The organism is Sorangium sp. So ce426, from assembly GCF_051475585.1.
Taxonomy (GTDB): Bacteria; Myxococcota_A; Polyangia; order Polyangiales; family Polyangiaceae; genus Sorangium; species Sorangium cellulosum_B.
This window is the reverse complement of record NZ_CP150341.1, coordinates 9687339-9708750: the sequence shown is the minus strand read 5'-3', so window position 1 is coordinate 9708750 and position 21412 is coordinate 9687339. Positions and strand designations below refer to the sequence as shown.

The window sequence follows — 21412 nt, the reverse complement described above, 5'->3', positions numbered from 1 at the left end:
CCGGAGAACCGCGCTTCGCTCTTCCCCTCGCCTCGGCAACGCCCCGTCTGGCGCCGTCCCCGAGCGACCCGAACCGCCCGGGAGCCTGCCGGACGCGCACGACCCGCGAGAACTCGGTGCGCGGTGGTGGATCAGGCTGCCTTGCGGAACCCCCTGGAGCGCGCGGCGAGCAGCGCGGCGAGGAGGAGCCAGGGCGCGGACGAGCCGCCCGGGTCAGAATCGGCGCTGCGGGCCACGGCGCAGCCGTTGCCGTGCGCGCGCGGCGGGGCGCTCCCCTCCGGAGCAGGCGCCGGAGGCGCGCCGCCGGCGTTGCCGCCGGTGCCGCCGGACCCGCCAGAGCCGCTCGCGGCGTCGTCGCCGCCCTGGCCTCCGCCGCCGTCACCCTTGCCGCCCTGGCCCTCGCCCCCCGCGCCGCCTCCGGAGCCGCTGGCGGCCTCCGCGAGCAAGCAGCCCCCGGCGATGCACTCGCCGCCTGGACAGGGCGCGCCGTCGAGCTTGTAGCGCCTCTCGCAGGCGCCGGTGGCCGGCGCGCAGACGGCGCGCCTGCAGGTGGAGGTGTCGGGCTGCGGGCACACGAAGCGATCGCCGCCGACACAGGCGCCGTTCTGGCAGGTATCGGTCTGCGTGCAGGCGTTGCCGTCGTCGCAGGGGCTGCCGTCGGGCTTGCGCGGGCTGTCGCAATCGCAGGCGTCGCCGACCCCATCGCCGTTGACGTCGGCCTGGTCGGGGTTCGCGACGAGGGGGCAGTTGTCCACCGTATCGGCGACGCCGTCGGCGTCGTCGTCGTCGTCGCAGGCGTCGCCGAGGAGATCGCCCGCCGGCAGGCCACTATCGGTGTTGGCCTGGAGCGTGTTCGGGACCAGAGGGCAGTTGTCCTCGCTGTCGGCGATGCCGTCCTCGTCGGTGTCGAGCTCGCAGGCGCCGGCCCTGCACTGCCCGCTGAGGCACTCCTTCGGGAGCGAGCACGCGGCGCCGACGGGCTTCTTCGGCAGGCAGTCGCCGCCGGTCGCGGCGCAGTAGGCCGAGTCGGCGCACTGGGTGTCGAAGGTGCAGCCCGTGAGGCAGGCGCCGGCGACGCAGCGGTACTCGGCGCAAGAACGCGTGTCGCCCTCGGCGCAGACCCCGCGGCCGTCGCAGAGGGGGGCCTCGACGAGCTCGGAGGCGTCCCTGCACGAGGCCGCGCCGCAGGGGGCGCCTTGCGCCTGCAGCTGGCAGCCGCCGCGGCCGTCGCAGAAGCCGGTGGTGCCGCAGGAGGAGACGGGCTCCGCGGCGCACTCGTCGTCCGGATCGGCGCCGGCCTGGATGGGCCCGCATGCGCCGTCGGGGCCGGCGCCCTTCTTCGCGGCGGAGCAGGCCATGCACGCGCCCGCGCAAGGGGTGTCGCAGCAGACGCCGTCGACGCAGGAAGCGCCGGCGCAGTCCTTGTCGGTGTCGCAGGGAGCGCCGGGGAGGGCAGGGACGAAGAGCTCGCCGCCGGCGAGGATGCCGCCGGGCCCGTCGCCGCCGGTGACCAGGACCCTGCCATCGCTCAGCAGCGTCGACGCGTGGCTGGATCGCTGGAAGTACATCGTCTCTGCCGGAGACCAGCTGTCGGTGGTCTGGTCGTACACCTCCGCCGTCGCGCTACCCTCATAGCCGTAAGTGCCGGCGATGCCCGCCACGATGAGAACCCGCCCGTCCTGGAGCCGCGTCGCCGTGTGGTTCTGGCGCGCGGTGCCCATGGGAGCCCGCGCCGTCCAGCGATCGGTCGCCGGATCATACGTTTCCGCGGCCGCGATGTTGACGTAGTCGGCCCCATAACCGCCTGCGACGAGGACCTGGCCGTCATCGAGCAGCGTGGCCGTGTGGCTCTGGCGCGCGTCGTTCATCGGCTCCGTCGCCGACCAGGTGCCCGCGTCGGGGTCGAAGATCTCCGCGCTCGAGAGGTTGGAATAGTCGGCGCCGACGCCGCCTGTGACAAGGACCCGCCCGTCGCGGAGCAGCGTGGCCGTGTGGCTCTGGCGCGCGGTGCGTAGCGGCTCTGTCTTCGACCAGGTGCCCGTGTCGGGGTCGAAGATCTCCGCGTTTGAGATGTTGGTATAGTCGGCCCCATAACCGCCCGCGACGAGGACCCGCCCGTCGCTCAGCAACGTCGCCGTGTGAAGCTGGCGCGCCGTGATCATCGGCTCTACCGCTCTCCAGCCGCGCGTGTCGGGGTCGAAGATCTCCGCGCTCGAGAGGCTGACATAGTCGATCCCTTGGCCGCCCGCGACGAGGACCCGCCCATCGTTCAGCCGCGTCGCCGTGTGCGCGCTGCGCGGGTCGCTCATCGCCTCCGCCCCGCCCCAAGCTTCCCGCGCCGGGTCGAAGAGCTCCGCGCCCGAGAGGCTGACATAGGAAGTTCCGTAGCCGCCCGCGACGAGGACCCGCCCGTCGCTCAGCAACGTCGCCGTGTGGTCGTAGCGCGCGTCGAACATCGGCGCTGCTTCCGACCACGGGCTCACGCCCGTCAGGTCGTAGAGCTCTGCGCTCACCTCGGACTCCTGGTTGCCGCCCGTCACGAGCACCTCGCCGCCCGGGAGCAGCGTCGCGGTGTGAGCGCTGCGGCCCGCGACCATCGCCGGCACGTTCTTCCACGAGCCTGCCGCCGGATCGTAGATCTCCGCGCCCGCCAGGGGCCCGGACTCGGACGACGCGGACCCGCCCGTGACGAGGACCGATCCGCCGTCCAGCAGCGTCGCGGCGTGGCGAGTGCGCCCGACGCTCATCGGCGGCGTGAGCGCCCAGCTGTCGCTCGCCGGGTCGTAGATCTCCGCGCTCGAGCGCTCTCCCTCTTCCTCCTCCTCCTCCTCGCCCTCGCCGTACCGGCCGTTCGTTGAGCGACCCGTGACGAGGACGCGTCCGTCGTTCAGACGCGTCGCCGCGTGCTCCTGGCGCGCGACGCGCATCGGCGCCGCGGCGGTCCAGATGTCCTCGGCCGGGTCGTAGATCTCGGCGCTGGCCAGCGCGCCCTCCCACTCGGCTCCGCCTGTGACGAGGACCCGCCCGTCGCCGAGCAGCGTCGCCGTGTGCTGGTAACGGCCAACGCTCATCGGCGCCGCGGCGGTCCAGATGTTCTCGGCCGGGTCGTAGATCTCGGCGCTGGCCAGCGCGAGCTCCCCGTCGAGGCCGCCCGTGACGAGGACCCGCCCGTCGCGGAGCCGCGTCGCCGTGGGCCCTTCGCGCGGGGCGCTCATCGGCCGCGTCGGCGTCCAGCGGTCCTCCGCCGGGTCGTACAGCTCTGCGCTCATCAACACGCCGTCGCTGCCCCAGCCACCCACGACCAGCACCTGCCCGCTGGCCAGCAGCAGGGCGGCGTGCCGGCTGCGCGCCTCGCTCATCGGCTGCGCCGGCGCCCAGCTGTCGTCCGCCGGGTAGTACAGCTCCGCGCTCGCGAGATAGCTCTCGCCGCCATAGCCGCCGGCGACCAGGACCCGCCCGTCGTCGCCGCCCAGCAGCGTGGCCGTGTGCCCGGCGTCCCGCCTCGTGCCCATCGCGCCGATGGGGCGCCACAGCGGATCCACGAGCAGGAGCTCATCCGACGCCTCGACAAGCAGCGCGATCGCCGCCCCGCGCGCCTCGAGGCGCGCCGCGATCGGCCGCCCGCTTTCCGCGAACGCTCGCGGCGCCGTGACGCGCAGCCGCGGCGTGCCTGCGGCGTCCAGCACCTCGACGGCCTCGCCGCGCTGCCGCAGCGCCGCGCCGTCGACCTCCCAGACGGCCGCGGGCTCACCCGCCGGCACGTCGCCCGGCGCCACGGTGAGCCATTCCTCGATGCCCCCGGCGGCCGCCCGCCAGAACGACGCGCCGCCCGCGCGGCCGTAGATCACCGCGCCGTCGACCACCGCCCCCGGGCCGGACGCGCCGGCCTCGCGCACCCGCACCTCGAAGCCAGCGGCGACCGAGAGCCGCATCCAGCCGCCGCCGTCGCGCGGCAGCTCGGCCTGGAGCCGCGGCGCGCGCCCCGAGAGGCCAGGCGCGCCCAGCGCGAAGCCGCCGCCGGTCGCCACAGGCGCGCCGGGAGCGCCGCTGCCCAGCACCTCGGCGGCCTGCGCCGGGAACCGGCGCTGCACGAGCGCCGCTGCCGCCGCGCCGTCGTGCCCTGCCGCGCACCCGAGCGCGCCAATCCACCCCACAACGGCCAGCACCAGGACGGCCATGACCAGCACGCGAAGACCCACGCGAAGACCCGACCCAGCTCGCATGCTGGTGAATGTCTCACGCGGGTACGCCCGCAACAACAGCGCCGCGAGCGCGGCTCACACGAGCGACGTGCAGATCCCGAACCGGGGATGATAGACCCCGATTCGGCGCTTGCCGCTCCGCGTCTCGGGCGTCACGAGGACCACAACGCTCTTGTCGAGCGGCGCGTTCGCGCGAATCCGCACGTGCTGGCCGGCGACGACGACGTGCCAGATGTTCACCGTCCCGTACCTCGTCACGACGGCTCCCTCGTAGATGTGCGCCGCCGACGGCGCGCCGCGGAGCGCCAGGCGGCACGCGGCATAGCTGCCCAGCGCCTGATACAGGAGCACGACCGGCATGACGGCGTACGAGAAGCCGAGGAGCATCGCGACGAGATCGATGTGCCGGAAGAACGAGCCGATCCCGACGAACCCCGCCCAGAAGAGCAGCGAGTACCCCACGCCAGCCAGCTGATGCCGGACGTGCCGCAAGGCCGCCCAGGGGCGCGGGGGCGGCGCGCGGAGCTCCTCGGGCAACTGGCTCGCGTCGGGCGGCTGCATGTCGTACCGCTCCGACATACCCGGGGCGGCCGCGGAGCTCAATCGGACAGCGCGGGAGTCGCCGCGTCCTCCCGCGCTCGTCCAGGCGCCTGGCCGCTCCCGCTGCGCCCGCGCTCGCCGCCGCAGCCCGCTCCCGCCGGCCTGCCAGCGATCACGGCGCGAAGATCACCGCCCCGCCCGGCGGGACGCTCATCGAGAGCACGCCGGTCGCGGAGACGACCTCGCTCGCGCCGCCGAGCGCGTCCCTGAGCTCGGTGCCGGGCGGGAGCCCGAGCGCCTGAGCGACCTCGACCGAGATGAGCTGCTCCGTCCCCGCGCGCGTCAGCGCCACCACGGCGGACTCCCCCCGGCCGTGCCGGCGGCCGAAGACCAGCGTGTCCTCCGTGGCGGTGAGGTTCACGTAGGCGCCGCGGCGGAGCGCGGGGATGTCCCGGCGCGCGGTCCCGAGCGCGCGCACGAAATCGAGCGTCTCCAGCTCGTCCGCCGTGAGATCCTCCTCCGGACGCCACAGGCTGCGGTTGTTCGGGTCGGCGCCGCCCCACTCGCCGTACTCGTCACCATAATAGAGCAGCGGCGCGCCCGGGAGGCCCAGGAGCCACGCCATCGCGAGGCGCGCCCGCGCGTACACCTCGGGCGACTCGGGCGCTCCCGCGGTGTCCGACCACTGGCGGCCCGGGACCTCCCGGCCGCGAGGCCCCGCCTCGTCGCGGTAGTCGGCGATCGTCGCGAACCGGGCCGTGTCGTGGCTGCCGAGGTACGGCGTCATGATCGCGCCCTCCGGCCACCGCCGCTGCCCGTGCTCGACCCAGTACGCGGCGTGCAGCATGCCCTCCTCGCCCCAGCCGAACGTCCGGTACGAGACCCCGTGATAGAGGACGAAATCGAGCTGGCCGTCGAGCCCATGAGGGCCGATGTACCTCGCGATCGTCCCATAGTTCTCGTCGTTGCACGGGTCGGCGCAGTCGCTCCAGCCCATCGCCGTCTCGCCCATCAGGAAATAACGTGTGCCGGCCGGCTCGAACGCCTCGCGGACCTCCGCGGCGAGGTTGCGCGTCGCGATCTCCTCCACGTGTTTCACGGCGTCCACGCGGAGCCCGTCGAGATCGAACGCGTCGAGCCAGTGGATCGCGTCCGCCACGAACGCGGCGTTGGCCTCGGGGACCGTGTGGTCCACGTCGGGGAGGTAGCTCGCGAACATGCAATCGAGCGCGTGCGACGTCCAGTCGCACCCGTCCGTCCCGCAGACACACCCCGTCCTGAACCAATCCGGGTGAGACGAGACGTACTCGTGATCTTCGTGGACGTGGTTCACCACGAAGTCCTGGAGGACGCGGATCCCGTGGCGGTGCGCCTCGGCCACCACCGCGCGGAGCGCCCCGGCGCCGCCGAGCCGCGGATCCACCTCGCGCGCCTTGATGGGCCAGTAACCGTGATATCCGGTGACCTTGTGGACTCCATCGCTCGCCAGGTAGGCCCCGGCGGGGTTCTCCTGGAACGGCGTGAGCCAGATGGCCCGCACGCCCAGCGCGTCGAGCGTGCCGTCCTCGATCGCCTGCCGCAGCCCCTCGAGATCTCCGCCGGCCCAGTCGCCCCGCGGATCGGCGCCCGGCGTGGCGGGCGGGTTCAAGGCCGGATCGCCGTCGCGGTAACGATCGGTGACGACCATGTAGATGAGTGCGTCCTCCCAGGAGAACGGCTCGGCCTCGACCCAGAACACAAGCCGGAGCGGCTCACCGGCGCGGCCGCTCCGGGTCGCCCCGCGGAGGGTGACGCGGTATTTGCCGTCGCCGAGGCCTCCCAGCTGGATCCGCACGTCGCCGCGCGCGTCGACCGAGAGCTCCTGATCCGTGAGCGGGCGCGCCTCGCCGTCCTGGTCCTGCAGCACCGCCTCGAACGCGGCCGCCTCGGGGCCCGCGCCCTCGATGCCGTCCCGGTAGACGAGCCGGGCCTCGAAGGCGCCCTGTCCGGCGGCAGGCCGCGTCGCCTGGCTGGACGCGACCGAGAACGACGGGAGGCGGCAGTCAGGGACCTTGACGGCCGAGTTCTCGACCCCGTCGACGTACTTGCGGCGCCCCTCCGCCGGGTCGAGCACCCACGAGATCTCGCCGCCGGACCGATAGACGATCTTGTAGCCGTGGAGCCCCGGCGGCAGGTCGACGGTGGCCGTGAGCCGGCCCTGCGTACCGCCCTGCAGCTGCGGGGCAGCGCCGAGATCGAAGCCGCTCCACTCGCCGGCGACGCGGACATCCGTGGCCCCGGGAGGCGCGTTGAACGTGAACGAGGTCGGACAGAGCACGTTCACGTACTGCGCACCGCCGCCCGCCCCGCCAGCGCCTGCCCCGCCAGCGCCTGCGGCCTCGCCGCCAGCGCCTGCGGTATCGCCGCCAGCAGCACCGGCGCCTGCCGTCCCGGCGCCGCTCGTGCCCTTCCCCTGGCCCGCGTCGAGCGCGCGATCGCCCCCACACGCGAGCGGGACGGCAGGGAGCATGACGGCGGAGACAGCGGCGATCATGACGGCAGAACGGCGGCGCGACATGGCCTCGAGCAGTATCCGATCGCGAGAGGCATGTCAGCGCGCGCGTCGCCCTGAACCACCGCAGCCGCTGCGGAGAACAGCGATGCTCCGCCCATGTTGTCGCGTCGCTAACAGGCGCGCGCAGGTTCCGTCGGGGCTCCGCCCCGCACCCAGGCGTTCGCTTCGCGCCTTCTCGGGTCGAACCGCGTGAGCTCACGCGCTCGGAGCGGCCTGGTCTCGCGACCCGATCAAGGCGTGTACCGATAGAGCTCGATCCAATCGTAGGTCGCGCTCGCCGTGCCCGTCTCGGCCGTCACGGCGCCGGCCCAGGCCGCGCTCGACGACGCCCAGATCGTCATGAGCACGTTCTGCGGCAGCACCATGAGGTCGATGCGCTCCGTCCACTCGTGTCGGAGCACGTCGTCGACCGAAAAGCGGGCGCCGGACGGTGTCCATTCGATCTGGTACGTGTGAAAGTCCTCGCTCGGATCGAAGCCGAGGTCCACCTTCTGCGGATGCTGGGTCGGACTGACGGATTGCGTCACCGGGGGCCGTACCGGAGCGCCGGTGTACACCATGGCGTTGAACTGCACGTCATTCGGATCGGCCCCTAGGCACTCGACGTCGAGCTCGTTCCAGTTGTCCGCTGGCCAGGGGGTGTAGATCGTGACCAGGGACGAGATGACCGCCGACCCTCGGGCCAGCTTGACGCGAGCGCGCACGCGCCCGTACGTGAGCGAGTCGACGGAGCGAACCTCGGCGCCCAGGAAGGACTTGGTGGCTCCGGAGCTGTCGGTGGTGCCCTGAGGGGCCGGCGTGAGCCGGAGCACCAGCTGACCACGTTCGATGGTCGCGGCGGATCGCGAGAACAGCGCCAGATTCTCCGTCCAGGAATGTGTCATCAGCTGCCAGCGCGCTGCGTCCAGCCGATCGAAATCGTCGCGGAAGAGCAGCGTGAAGGCCTCTTCGGCCGGGGGAGGGCCGCCCGCTGAGCCGCCGTTCCCCGTGGCGCCTGCCGCTGCTGTGCCACCCGCCGTTCCGCCTGCGCCACCCGCGCCGCTTGCGCCACCCGCGCCGCTTGCGCCACCCGCGCCGCTTGCGCCACCCGCGCCGCTTGCGCCACCCGCGCCGCTTGCGCCACCCGCGCCGCTTGCGCCACCCGCGCCGGCTCCGGCGCTGGAGGCGCCATCCGCAGCCCCAGCCCCCGCCACGGAGCTACCCGTTCCGGCGCTGGAACCACCGCCAGCCCCCGCGCCGGTGCCGTCCCCACCAGCCCCCGTCGCCGAGCCCGAAGGCTGGCTGGAGTCGTCACAGGCCAGCGCGGTGAATGCGGAGAACAGAAGCAAAGCGACCGTGCAGCGCGTCGAAGACATCATGAGCTCCACGTGGCGCACCGGGTGCGAGAGCGCTTCGCATTTTTTGCTTCCTGTCCGCGTCCCCGCTGCCGCACACTGACCTGGCCTTGAGCGCTCGGCCCGCGTTGTTCCAGCCCTTTCCGATGCTCGCCGGCCGGCGCGCCCAGGTCTTCCGTCACCAGCCGCAGTACCGTCGGCCCCGACATTTTCACGAGGAGCCGGAGATCAACCTCGTCGCTCGCGGCACGGGCATCATGGGCGTGGGAAAGCGCGTGGTGCCGCTCGTGGCGGGCACGCTGCTCTATTTCGCGCCGGGGCAAGATCACGCGCTCCTCGAGGAGAGCAGCGATTTCGTTCTGTACGTCGCGGCGCTCCGCCCCGAGCTGGGGGCTCGCGTCGCGGGGGCCGCGTCGAAGGTCGCGCTCGACGCTGTGCAGCTCGCGCCGGCCGTGCTCGCCGGCGAGCTCGCGCTCCTCGGCGCGCTCGACCGAGCGCGCGACATCTCGGTCGTGGAGCATCGCCTCGCGGAGCTCTTCGAGCGGTCGCTGTCGAACGTGCCGCTCCCCCACGTGGTAAGCCGCCGTATCTTCGAGCTCTTGCGGCTCGATCCGAATCTCCCCGGGGCGGCCCTCGCGGCGCGCCTGCGCACGGGCGAGAGCGGGATCAGCCGGCGTTTTCGCAAGGACGTGGGCGTGAACGTCGTCGAGTACCGCGCGCGGCTCAAGCTGATGCAGTTCATCGCCGAGGTGGATCGCGGCGCGAGCTTCGCGCGCGCGGCGTACGCCGTCGGGTTCGGGAGTTATGCGCAATGCCACCGCGTCTTCACGCGCGCCCTCGGCTGCGCGCCCCAGGACTATTTCGGCGGCCAGCGCGCGGTGCTGACCGAAATGACCGTGTAGATGCACGGAGGGTAACGGTGATATGCCAGGTGACCTGGCGGACTCCATCGCTCGCCAGGGTTGCGCCGGCAGGTTCTCCTGGAACGACGTGCGCCCGATAGCCCGCACGCCCGGGGCGTCGAGCGTGCCGGCCTCGATCGCCTGAGGCGCGTTGAACGCAGCGGCTCTCGGCCGAGGCGGCCTGGCGGCGGCGCCTCGGGCCCGCGCGCGGCCGAGCCCGCCGGCTGACGCGGATCCGCGCCGGATCGTCCGCGACGCTAGCCATGATGCGGGGGCGGGGAATGGTATACGTTGTCCGGGAGAGGGCTTCTGCCGCCGCTGCCGAGGCTGCCTTGCCCATCGCCCGCATGACGAGCCCGTCCCCTCCCTTTCCGTACACGATCTCCGAGACCATTCACGAGGGCCGCGGCACCGCCGTGTACCGCGCTGTTCGAAACGCCGATGGCCATCCGGTGGTCCTCAAGGTGCTCGACCCGAGGAGCTGCCGGCCGAAGGACCTCGCCCGGCTCAAGAGGGAGTACGAGACGGGCAAGATGCTCGACGTGGCCGCCCTCGTCAGGCCCCTCGCCCTCGAGATGTACGACGGGGCGCTCGCCCTCATCATGGATGACCCAGGCGCTGAGCCGCTCGATCGCCTGCTCGGCGCGCCGATGGCGATCGGCAGGTTCCTCGAGCTCGCGGTCCGCATCGCGGATGCCGTCTTCGACATCCACCAGCGAGGCGTCGTCCACAGAGACCTCAAGCCCGCGAACATCCTGGTCATCCCTGCCACCGGCGAGGTGAAGATCGCCGATCTCGCGCTCGCCTCGTGGCTCTCACGCGAACAGCACGCCGTGGGGCCGGCGCGCCTCATCGAAGGGTCCCTCCCTTACATGTCGCCCGAGCAGACAGGGCGGATGAACCGTGGGATCGACAGCCGCAGCGATCTTTATTCCCTGGGGGTCACGTTCTACCAGATGCTCACGGGGAAGCTGCCCTTCGACGCCCGCGACCCGCTCGAATGGATCCACTGCCACGTCGCCCGCGCGTTCGCGGCGCCGTCCGAGGTGGTCCCCGACGTGCCGGAGGCGGTCGAGCGCATCGTGATCAAGCTCCTCGCGAAGATGCCCGAGGAGCGCTACCAGACGGCCCGCGGCCTCGGCCATGACCTGAAACGGTGCTTCGACGCATGGCGCCGCGACGGCAACGTCGCGCCCTTCCCGCTGGGCGAGCAGGACGCGTCGGGCCGCCTGCGCATCCCGCAGAAGCTCTATGGGCGCGACGAGGCGATCGCGGCGCTGCTGCGCGACTTCGAGCGCGTGGTCGACGCCGGATCCCCGCAGCTCGTGCTCCTCTCGGGCTACTCCGGTATCGGCAAGTCGACGCTGGTCCACGAGCTGGACAAGGTTGTCGCCGGCGAGCGTGGGTTCTCCGCCTCGGGGAAATTCGATCAGCACAAGCGCGATATCCCTTACTCCACCATCGTGCAGGCCGTTCAGGAGATCGTGCTCGAGCTCCTCGCCGACAGCGAGCGGATCGCGGCCTGGAAGCAGCGGTTGCTCGAGGTCCTCACGGTCAACGGGCAGCTCATCGTGGACTTGATCCCGCAGCTCGAGCTGGTCATCGGCCCGCAGCCGCCGGCTCCCGAGGTGCCGCCGGTCGAGGCGCAGAACCGGTTCCGCACCGTCTTCCGGCACTTCATCGGCGTGTTCGCCCGGAAGGAGCACCCCCTCGTCCTCTTCCTCGACGATCTCCAGTGGGCCGACTCGGCGAGCCTCGCGCTCTTGCAGGATCTGGTGACGCACCTCGACACGGGCCACCTCCTCGTCGTCGGCGCGTACCGCGACAACGAGGTGACCCCCTCGCACCCGCTCATGACGGCGCTGCACGAGGCGAGGAGGGAGGGCGCGCACGTCCAGGAGCTCGTGCTCGGCCCGCTCTCCCGCGAGCACCTGTCCATGCTCGTCAGCGATATGCTCCAATGCCGCCCCGAGGACGCCGCGCCGCTCTCGGCCCTGGTCCACGAGAAGACGGCCGGCAACCCCTTCTTTGCGATCCAGTTTCTCCTCGCCCTCCACGAAGAGCAGCTGATCGAGCTCGACCCGCGCGCGGGCGCCTTCCGGTGGGACATGGCGAAGATCCGCGCCAAGGGCTTCACCGACAACGTGGTCGAGCTGATGGTCGACAAGCTCGCGCGGCTCCCCGCTGGCACCCAGGAGGCGCTGAAGCAGCTCGCCTGCCTCGGGAGCGCCGCGGAGGTCGGCGTCTTGACGATAGCGTGCGACCGCTCGGAGGAGGCGCTGCACGCGGAGGTCTGGCAGGCCATCCTCGCGGGGCTCGTCCTCCACCACGAAGGCACCTACAAGTTCCTCCACGACCGCGTCGAGGAGGCGGCCTATTCGCTCATCCCGGAGGCCCGGCGGGCCGCCGTGCACCTCGAGATAGGCCGGCGCCTCGTGTCTCGTCTGCCCGGCGGCGCGGTCGAGGAGCGAGCCTTCGACGTCGCGACCCAGCTCAATCACGGCGCCCACCTCATCACCGATCCACGCGAGAGGGAGGCGCTCTGCCGGCTCAACCTCCTGGCAGGGATCAAGGCGAAGGCCTCGGTCGCCTACGCCTCCGCGCGCAGCTACCTGGCGCAGGCGACGTCCCTCTTGCCGCAGGACGCCTGGAGCGCGCGGTACGAGGACACGCTCAAGCTCCACCTGGAGCTCGCCGAATGCGAGTCCATCGCCGGCAATTTCCAGCCGGCCGACGAGCTGTTCGATCTGATCCTCCAGAACGCCCGCTCCAGGCCCGACCGGGTCAGGGCCCACCGGCTGCGCATGCGGCTCTACCAGATCGCCGGACGGCACCGCGACGCCATGACGATCATGATCGAGGCCCTGCGGCTCTACGGGGCGACGCTCCCGGACGCTGACGAGGAGATCCAGGCGGCCATGGAGGCCGAGATCCGGCAGGTCCCGATCTCCCTGCGCGGGCGGCGCATCTCCGATCTCGTCGACGCGCCCGTGGCGACCGACGAGGACGTGCGGGCGTTCATCGCGCTTGTCGCCGAATCGAGCCCCCTCGTCTACGGTGTGCGACCGGCGCTCTGGCCGCTGCTCACCGCCAAGGGGGTGAACGCCTCTCTGCTGCACGGGCACGCCGAGGAGTCCTCGTTCGTCTACAGTTGTTACGCCGGGGTCATGGTGTCCATCCTCGGGGACGCCCCGTGTGCGTTCCAGTTCTCCGAGATGGCGCTCAGGCTGAATGAGAGATTCAAGAGCGTCACCGCCGTGCTGAAGGGGAGGCTGCTCTTCCACCACGCGGGCGTCATCAGCATCTGGCACAGGCACTACGCGACGAGCCTGCCGCTCATGGACAGGGCGTTCCTCGATTGCCTTGAGGTCGGAGACTTCATCTTTGCCGGCTACCTGACGTACAACATGGTGTGGGTCGTCCTCGAGAACGGCGATCCGCTCGACCGCGTCATCGAGGTCGCGCGGAAATACACCGCCTTCGCCCGCCAGACCCACAACGACGTGGTGTACAACGTGGTCCGGCTCGAAGAGCAGCTCGCCGCGAGCCTGAAGGGAGCGACGCGGGCGCCCACGAGCTTCGACGGCGGCGACTTCGACGAGGCGAGCTCCCTCGCGGTCCTCCAGAAGGCGGGCTTCGGCCTCGGGATCGCGATGGTTCATATCATGAAGCAGGTCGCCGCGTTCACGCATGAGCGTCACGCCGAAGCGCTGGAGTCCGCGGCCACCGCCGCGCTGATGCAGGGGCAGGCGGCGTCTCTGGTCATGGAAGCGACGCACTGCTTCTACCACGCGCTCACGGTGACGGCGCTCCACGCGGAGGCGCCGGCCGAGCAGCGGCAGCGGTTCGCCGAGACGCTCGAGCAGGCGCTCCGGAAGCTGAGGCGCTGGGCCGAAAGCTGCCCCGAGAACTTCCGGAGCCGCTATGTCCTGGTGTCCGCCGAGGCCGCCCGCATCGAGGGCCGGGACCTCGACGCGATGCGCCTCTATGAAGAGGCCATCCGCGCGGCGCGCGAGAGCGGCTTCGTCCACGTCGAGGCGCTCGCCTACGAGCTCGCGTCTCGGTTCTATCGAGCGCGAGGGTTCGAGCGCTTCTCCGATGCGTACCTGCGCGAGGCCCGCTCGTGCTACGTGCGCTGGGGGGCCGACGGCAAGGTGAAGCAGCTCGAGCAGCGGTATTCGCAGCTCCTCGAGCGGCGGCCGCTCGAGCCGACCGCCACCTTCGCGGCCCGCACGGAGCTGCTCGACGTGCTCGCGGTCGTCAAGGCGTCGCAGACGATCTCGGGCGAGATCCTCTTCGAGAAGCTCCTGCGAACCCTGCTCGAGTTCGTCCTCGAGCAGGGAGGCGCCCAGAAGGGCTGCCTCATCCTGGTGCGGGACGGCGACCTGACGATCGAGGCGGAGGCCGCGATCGAGGAGCGACAGGGCACCGTGACCAGGGTCCTCCAGTCGTTGCCGGTGTCGTCCTCTCCGCTCCTCCCTGCCTCGCTCCTCCATTATGTGCGGCTCACCAAGGAGCGCGTGCTCCTCGATGACGCCGCCGCGAAGGCGGGCAGGTTCTCGGGGGACGAGTACATCGTCCGGCACACTCCGAGATCGGTCCTCTGCGTCCCCATCTTGCGGCAGGCCGAGGTGCTCGGTCTGCTGTATCTCGAGAACAACGTCACAACACACGCGTTCACGCCCGAGCGGCTCCTCGCCCTCGAGCTGCTCGCCACGCAAGCGGCCATCTCCCTCGAGAACGCGCTCTTGCTCGCCAGGGAGCGCGAGGCGCGGGCGGCGGCGGAGGCCGCGGAGCGGCGCACGGCGTTCCTCGCCCACGAGCTGAAGACGCCGCTGACAGGCCTCCATCTGAAGCTCGACGCGCTCGCGCGATCGATCAAGCAGCAAGAGACGGTCTCCTCGTCCTGGCTGTCGTCGTCCCTCACGTCGTTCAAGCGCCAGCTCGGCCGGCTCAACCTGCTGATCGACAGCCTGCTCGACCTCTCGCGCGTCCAGAAGGGGCGGCTCGCCCTCACGCGTGAGCCGGTGGACCTGGCGGCCCTCGTGCGGGACGTCGTCGGGCGGCTGACCGAGCAGGCCGAGCTGGCTGGGTGTGCGCTCCACGTGCAGGCGGAGCGCGCCGTCGTGGGCCAGTGGGATCGGCTGCGGCTCGAGCAGGTCGCGACGAACCTGCTCACGAACGCCATGAAGTACGGCGCCGGAAAGCCGGTCCTGATCGTCGCCGACGGGGACGGGGCCGTCGCTCGCCTCTCGGTCTCCGATCAGGGCATCGGGATCTCCGAGGCCGACCAGCGGCGCGTGTTCGAGGCGTTCGAGCGCGCGACGGGGCTTCATCAGGCGCAGAGCCTCGGTCTCGGGCTGTACCTCGTCCGGGAGATCGTGCGAGCGCACGGAGGGCGCGTGGATCTGCGCAGTCAGCTGGGCTCAGGGACCACGTTCATCGTGGAGCTGCCCGTCGATCCGGAGGGAGAGCTCGGCCCCGCGCAGCCGTCCTGAGGAGGGAGGCGCGCGGGACGAGGGATAGCTGTCGCGCATGAAGATCGACTCGCTTACAGGCACGCTCGAGCTGGAAAGTGGTCTGGTGTTGTCGCCGGCGCTGAGTCGCTCCCAGTTCCTTGCGTCATGCTCGGCGCCCACGCGTGTCCAGAACACCGATCCGCTTGGCAACCATGAGAATGGGACGCCAGAAGACGCCAAGACACGCCAGAAGACGCCAAGAAAACAATAAAATTCTGGCGTCTTCTGGCGCATTTTTGGCGTCTTCTGGCGTCCCAACTTCTCGCTGTTTGCGCGCGGCTTCAGCCCGTCCGTCGCTCTAGCGATCGCTCAGCGGCTCCTTGTCGCGCGCGTCCGCGGCGAGGTACTGGCGCAGGTGCCGGCGGAGGGAGACCCGCGTGATCCCGAGCGCGCTCGCCGTGCGGGTCACGTTGCCGTTCTGAGCCGCGTAGACCGCGAGGATGTGGCGGCGCACGGCCTCCCCGAGCGACGCGCTGCCGCGCGCGGGCGGCGACGGCCGCGGCGCGCCCGGCGGGCCCGAGCGCGGCGGAGCGCTCGCCGGCCGCGGCGCCGCGATCTCCGGCGGCAGGTGCTCCAGATCGAGCGGCGCGCCGTGGGCCCGGAGGAACGCGCGCTCGACGACGCCCCGGAGCTCGCGGACGTTCCCCGGCCAGGGGTACGCCTCGAGCTGCGCGAGCGCGCGCGGGGCGACCCCGGCGCTCGCGAGCCCCGTCGCGCCGCTCTGGCGCTGGAGGAAGTGCTCGACCAGCCTGCGCACGTCGCCGTCGCGCTCGCGCAGCGGGGGGAGCGAGAGCGCGAGCCCGCCGACGCGCCGGTGGAGCGCCTCGTGGAACGTTTGCCCGAGGACGCGCGCGGCGAGATCCTGGCTCGTCGCGGCGATGACCCGCACGTCCGCGACAAGCGCCTCCCCGCCGCCGATCCGGCAGAGCGGCTCCCCGTCGAGCACGGCCAGGAGCCGCGGCTGGAGCTCGAGCGGGAGCGCGCCGATCTCGTCGAGGAACAGCGTGCCCCCCCGCGCCAGCTCGAGCAGCCCGGGGCGCGCCGCAGGCCGCCCGTCCGCCCCGGCCGCCACGCCGAAGAGCTCCTCCCGGAGGCGCTCGGCCGGCAGCCGCGCCGCGCTCACCGCGACGAAGGGGCCGCCCGCGCGCGGGCTCGAAGCGTGGAGGCGCCGCGCGCAGAGCTCCTTGCCCGTGCCAGGCTCGCCCGTGATGAGCAGCGGCGCGCGCTCGTGCTCCGAGAGCCGGCGCAGCTGCTCCATCGCGCGCGCCCAGCGCTCCGAGGCGCCGATGAGCCGCACCTCGCTGTCGTCCTCGACCCAGACGACGCGCGTCATCCCGCCGCCGGACGAGCAGAGGTGTTCCGTGCGCCGGGAAGGGGCCGCGCTTTCTTCCACATCGCATCTCCTCGATTCATGGGCAGACGGCGAGCGACGCGCCTGCCGTTGTCTGGATTACCGAGCTTTCCTCGGCGCAGGCGGCGACCGGGGATGGGCCGCCATGAGCGAAAATGGGAACGACGGTGGGAACGACAGATGGACGATGGATGGACGATGGCGGATGAACGTCGGCCACGAGGTGGCGACGAACAACGAGGGATGATGGCTGACACATGCCGGGTGATCTCACCCGGTCAGCGACATCGACTCTACCGCGAATCACGGTCTCTTGGAAGGGAGATCCCGACCGGCGGCGGGGAGGGCGCCGAGGAACTACGTGCTCAAAATTTGTGCGTACGCGCGGACCTGGGTTAGTCGACCCGTGTACCCGAAAGGAGAGACGACGAGATGAGCTCGAAGCGCAAGACCCCGGCCCGCACGAAGACCACCCGGGCCACGAGCCCGGTCGCCTCGGCGCAGCCCGAGAGCGCGGTCTCTGCCCCCGTCGCCGTCGAGATGCCCTCTGCGGCCGTGGAGCGCGCCGCAGAGCGCGCGAGCGCCGGCGCCCCGAAGGCCGCGCCTCCGCGCCCGCGGCTGTCGCGCGAGGAGCGCCACGGCCTGATCGCCAAGGTGGCCTATGGATATGCCGAGAGGGCCGGCTTCCGGAACAACCCCGTTGAAGACTGGCTGAACGCCGAGCGCGAGGTCGACGCGCGGCTCGAGCGCCTCGCCAGCTGAGGTCTCCGCCGCGGCGGCGCGGGCGGCGCGAGGCCGCGTGCCCCTGCGAGCGCGCCCCTGCGGGCGCGACAGGCGCGCTCGCGCGGGCGTGAGCGGCCCCGCCGGCCGGCGAGGGCGGGCCGCGGCCGCGCTCCCGCCGCTCCCGCCGGCCCGGCGGCTGCGCCCGCGGGCCTTCGAGGCTCGTAGCCGCGCCGCGGGATGAGTATCCTCGCGCTCCGCGTGGGCGGTGGGCCCACGGTTCGCGGTCCACGCGCGCCCCGGCCGCCTGGACCGCGGAGGTCTGCACACCGATACTTGCGCCATGCATTCAGGTCACGTCCTCGCCAACCGCTTCCAGCTGGAACGCCTCGCGGGCTCCGGCGGGATGGGCGCGGTGTGGCGGGCGCTCGACCGGCAGAGCGGCCACGTGGTCGCGCTCAAGGTGATCTTCAACCAGGGCAGGGAGCACGTCGTGCGCTTCCAGCGGGAGGCGCGCCTGCTCGCCGAGCTCGAGCACCCCGTCGTCGCTCGCTACATCGACCACGGCGTCACGGCGGACGGGCTCTACTACCTCGCCATGGAGTGGCTCGAGGGCGAGGACCTCGGCGCGCGGCTGTCGCGCGGGCCGCTCGGGATCGAGCACAGCCTGATGCTCGTCGGCCGCGTCGCCGAGGCGCTCGCCGCCGTCCACGCGCGCGGCATCGTGCACCGCGACCTCAAGCCGACCAACGTGTTCCTGCCCGGCGGCGACATCGGGAGCGCGAAGCTCATCGACTTCGGCATCGCGCGCCAGGCCGACGCGACGTACGAGCTCACCCTCACCGGATCGGCGATCGGCACGCCGGCTTACATGGCGCCGGAGCGCGTCCGCGGCGACGTCGACGTCGACGCGCGCGCCGACCTCTACTCGATCGGGTGCCTCCTGTTCGAGTGCCTCACCGGGCGCTCGCCGTTCGTCGCCCAGCACCCGCTGTCCGTCCTCGCCAAGGTGCTCTTCGAGGCCGCGCCGCGCCCGAGCACCTTCTGCCCGAACATCCCGCCGCCGCTCGACCTGCTCGTGGCCCGGCTGCTCGCGAAGAACCCCGCGGAGCGCCCCGCGGACGCGGGCGAGGTCGCCGCCGAGCTCCGGATGCTGAGCGTCGTGGAGGGCAACATGTCCACGGGCAACGGCCTGCCGACGCCCGCGCTGACGAAGAGCGAGCGGCGGCTCGTCAGCGTCGTGCTCGCCGCCGAGATGAGCGCCGGCAGGCGCGGCCCACCGTCGGCCCGCCCGCAGGCGATCGCGGGCCCTGAGCGGGCGAGCGACACGATGCTGTCGGGGCACCACGCGACCGTCGTCTCCGGCAGCAAGGACGCGCTGCCCGAGGGCCTGCTCGCGCCGGCGCCGCCGGCGAGGCCCCGGCCCGCGCCGCCGCCGACCACGCCGTTCCACGAGGTCCGGCAGGCCGCGCAGGCGCACGGCGCGGTCCTGGAGGTGCTCGCCGACGGCTCGGTCGCCGCGGTCGTCGCCGGCGCGGGCTCGCCGACCGATCTCGCCGGCAAGGCCGCCCGCTGCGCGCTCTCGATCCACGCGCTGCTGCCCGGGGCGTGGGTGGCGCTGGCGACGGGCTGGGACGTCATCGCCGGGACGCAGGCGGTGGGGCAGGTCATCGACCGCACGGGCGCGCTGCTCGACGCGCGGGTCCGCCACGCCGCGGAGGATCCGTCGTCGGGCCGGCCGGTGCTCATCGATCAGATGACGGCCGCGCTGCTCGGCGATCGCTTCGAGATCGCGGCGGGCAGCCAGGGCCCCACGCTGCTCGGCGCGCGCGAGCCGCAGGACGGCGGGCGCAAGGTGCTCGGGAAGCTCACGACCTGCGTGGGGCGCGAGCGGGAGCTCCGGGCGCTGGAGGACGTGCTCGACGAGTGCGCGACCGAGGGGGTGGCGCGCGTGGTGCTGGTCACGGCCGGGGCGGGCGTCGGCAAGTCGCGCCTCGCGCACGAGCTGCTCCGGCGGGTCGAGGCGCGCAGCGAGCCGGTCACCGTGTGGCGCGCGCACGGCGATCCGATGTGCGGCGCGGCGCCGCTCGGGCTGCTCGCGCAGACGGTGCGGCGCGCGGCGGGCCTGCTCGACGACGAGCCCGCGGAGGCGCGGCGGGAGAAGCTCGCGGCGCGGGTCGCGCGGCACGTCGGCGAGGCCGCGCGGGAGCGGGTGACGGAGCTGCTCGGCGAGCTCATCGGCGCGCCGTTCCCGGAGAGCCCGGCGCTGCGCGCGGCGCGGCAGGATCGCGCGGTGATGGAGGAGCAGGCGCGGCGGGCGTGGCTCGATTTCCTGCGGGCCGAGTGCGACGCGCGGCCGGTGCTGATCGTGCTGGACGACCTGCACTTCTGCGATCGCGCGACGGTGGACACGCTCGACGCGGCGCTCCGGTTACTGCGGCACCAGCCGCTCATGGTGCTGGCGCTGGCGCGCCCCGGGGTGCGCGAGGCGTTCCCGGGCCTGTGGGAGGATCGCGAGGCGACGGAGATGCGGCTCGGGGAGCTGTCGCGCCGCGCGTGCGAGCGGATCGTGCGGGAGGTCCTCGGCGACGCGCCGCCGGAGGCCGAGCTCGCGGCGCTCGTCGACCGGTCGGCGGGCAACGCGTTCTTCCTCGAGGAGCTCGTGCGCGCGACGGCGGACAGGCGGGCGGGGGAGGTGCCGGAGACGGTGCTCGCGATGATGCAGTCGCGGATCGCGGCGCTCGAGCCCGAGGCGCGCCGGGTGCTCCGGGCCGGGGCGGTGATGGGCGAGGTGTTCTGGCGGGGCGGTCTGGAGGCGATGCTCGGCGGGGGCGCGCAGGTGCCGCAGCTCGAGTCGTGGCTCTTGACGCTCGAGAAGCGGGAGCTCCTCGAGCCGCGGCCGGAGTCGATGTTCCGCGGGGAGCCGGAGTTCGCGTTCCGCCACGCGCTCGTGCGGGACGCGGCCTACGAGATGCTGACGGACGCGGATCGGGCGCTCGGCCACTGGCTCGCGGCCGAGTGGCTGGAGCGCGTGGGCGGGGACGATCCGGCGGTGCTCGCGCTGGTCGACTGCCACCTCGGCCGCGCCGTGGACGGGGCGCTCTCGCTCGGGAACGCGGACGGCGCGGCGGGGCACCTGGCGCGCGCGGCGGGGGTCCGCGTGCGCCGCGGCGAGTTCGACGCGGCGATCGCCGCGATGACGCGGGCGTTCGAGCTCGCGGACGTCGCGCGGCGCAATCCCGACGAGCTCGCCCGGTGGGTGGAGATCCTCTCGAAGGCGGTCGGCCACGCGCGCCGCGCGCCGTCGCTGCCGGCGGCGTCGGACCGCATCCTCGCGCGCGTCGATGCGGTCGGCTCGCTGGAGCTCCGGGTGAAGTTGCGCATCGAGCTCGCGCGCGCGCTCGGGGCGACCAACCTGTTCCGGCTGTCGCACGACCTGCTCGACGACGTTGTCGACATGGCGGTGGGGCGCCGCGAGCTCCTGCAGGAGGCGCTGACGGTGGACGTGGAGGTCTCGTGCCTCCAGGGGCAGCTCGCGCGCGCGCGGCGGGCCGCGCTCGACCTCGCCGCGCTCGGGCCGCTGGACGATCCGCGGGCGCTCCAGTCGGTCGTGCTGGCGCGGGCGACCTCGGGGGATCGGGCCGGGGCGCTGGAGGCGCTGTCGCGCTGGGAGGCGGCCGCCCCGGGCGATCGGGTCGCGGAGGCGGTGCGGGCGAAGCTGCTCGTGACGATCGAGCTCTACGCGGGGGATTTCCGGGCCGCGGCGGCGGCGTGCGAGCGCGCGATCGCGCTGGACCGGGCGCTAGGGCTGCGGTTTGACGGGGTTGTGAACCTTCACAACCTGGCGTACGCGTGTGTGCGGCTGGGCGAGCACGAGCGGGCGCGGTCGCTCTTCGCCGAGTCGCTGGAGCGGGCGGACGAGGCGGGGTACGATCGGGTGGCCGCCTCGAACCGGATGTACCTGGCGTACCTGGACGGGGTGGCGGGGGCGGGGGACGCGCGGGAGCGGCTGCAGGCGCTCATCGCGCGGGCGGAGGAGCAGGGCTACTGGCACGACGTGCTGCAGGGCCGCTGGGCGGCGGCGATGCTGCTGAAGAACGCGCGCAATGACGCGCTGGCGCGGCGGGAGTTCGAGGACCTTCTGGAGCTGTCGGTGCGGCTCGGGGATCCGCTGCTGGAGAACGACGCGCGGGCGTGGCTCGACCGCGTGGAGCGGTGAGGGGAGGGGGCGCGGCATTGGTGTTAACCAAGCGCGTTCAGGCCCCCAAGCCGCGCCCCCAGCAGTCACCA

The 21412-nt window shown here is 72.7% G+C and carries 10 protein-coding genes; 5 read left to right on the top strand and 5 right to left on the bottom strand.

Going from position 1 to position 21412, the window contains the following annotated elements; genetic code table 11:
- Positions 1-131 precede the first annotated feature (131 nt).
- The 4 genes from WMF44_RS36310 to WMF44_RS36295 all read right to left on the bottom strand — a co-directional run bounded on the left by WMF44_RS36310 (position 132) and on the right by WMF44_RS36295 (position 8108).
- Positions 132-4199: a kelch repeat-containing protein gene (locus WMF44_RS36310; RefSeq protein ID WP_437294623.1), complete on the bottom strand. Its 4068-nt coding sequence runs from the start codon at positions 4197-4199 to the stop codon at positions 132-134.
- A 78-nt stretch (positions 4200-4277) separates the two neighbouring features.
- Entirely contained in the window at positions 4278-4763 is a 486-nt protein-coding gene (locus WMF44_RS36305; RefSeq protein WP_437294622.1) for a hypothetical protein, read from the bottom strand.
- A 151-nt stretch (positions 4764-4914) separates the two neighbouring features.
- A complete protein-coding gene (locus WMF44_RS36300) occupies positions 4915-7299 on the bottom strand; it encodes an alpha-amylase family glycosyl hydrolase (protein WP_437294621.1) in 2385 nt (794 codons plus the stop codon).
- 227 nt (positions 7300-7526) lie between these two features.
- Positions 7527-8108: a glycoside hydrolase family 16 protein gene (locus WMF44_RS36295; RefSeq protein ID WP_437294620.1), complete on the bottom strand. Its 582-nt coding sequence runs from the start codon at positions 8106-8108 to the stop codon at positions 7527-7529.
- 650 nt (positions 8109-8758) lie between these two features.
- Between WMF44_RS36295 and WMF44_RS36290 the strand changes: the two genes are divergently transcribed.
- From WMF44_RS36290 to WMF44_RS36280, 3 genes are all read left to right on the top strand, one after another.
- Positions 8759-9532, top strand: a complete 774-nt coding sequence (locus WMF44_RS36290; RefSeq protein ID WP_437294619.1) for a helix-turn-helix domain-containing protein — start codon at positions 8759-8761, stop codon at positions 9530-9532.
- Between the two features lie 332 nt (positions 9533-9864).
- Positions 9865-15030, top strand: coding sequence for an AAA family ATPase (locus WMF44_RS36285; RefSeq protein ID WP_437294618.1), 5166 nt, complete (start codon positions 9865-9867; stop codon positions 15028-15030).
- 37 nt (positions 15031-15067) lie between these two features.
- Positions 15068-15262, top strand: a complete 195-nt coding sequence (locus WMF44_RS36280; protein WP_437294617.1) for a hypothetical protein — start codon at positions 15068-15070, stop codon at positions 15260-15262.
- Positions 15263-15349: 87 nt separating this feature from the next.
- Here the strand turns inward: WMF44_RS36280 and WMF44_RS36275 are convergent, their stop codons facing one another.
- Entirely contained in the window at positions 15350-16444 is a 1095-nt protein-coding gene (locus tag WMF44_RS36275; RefSeq protein ID WP_437294616.1) for a sigma 54-interacting transcriptional regulator, read from the bottom strand.
- 390 nt (positions 16445-16834) lie between these two features.
- On the opposite strand from WMF44_RS36275, the gene WMF44_RS36270 reads away from it, so the two are divergent.
- Together WMF44_RS36270 and WMF44_RS36265 are read left to right on the top strand one after the other, a co-directional pair.
- Positions 16835-17164, top strand: coding sequence for a DUF2934 domain-containing protein (locus WMF44_RS36270; protein ID WP_437294615.1), 330 nt, complete (start codon positions 16835-16837; stop codon positions 17162-17164).
- A 301-nt stretch (positions 17165-17465) separates the two neighbouring features.
- The gene (locus tag WMF44_RS36265; RefSeq protein WP_437294614.1) at positions 17466-21341 is read left to right on the top strand and encodes a protein kinase domain-containing protein; all 3876 of its coding nucleotides are present in this window, start codon (positions 17466-17468) and stop codon (positions 21339-21341) included.
- Positions 21342-21412 lie beyond the last annotated feature (71 nt).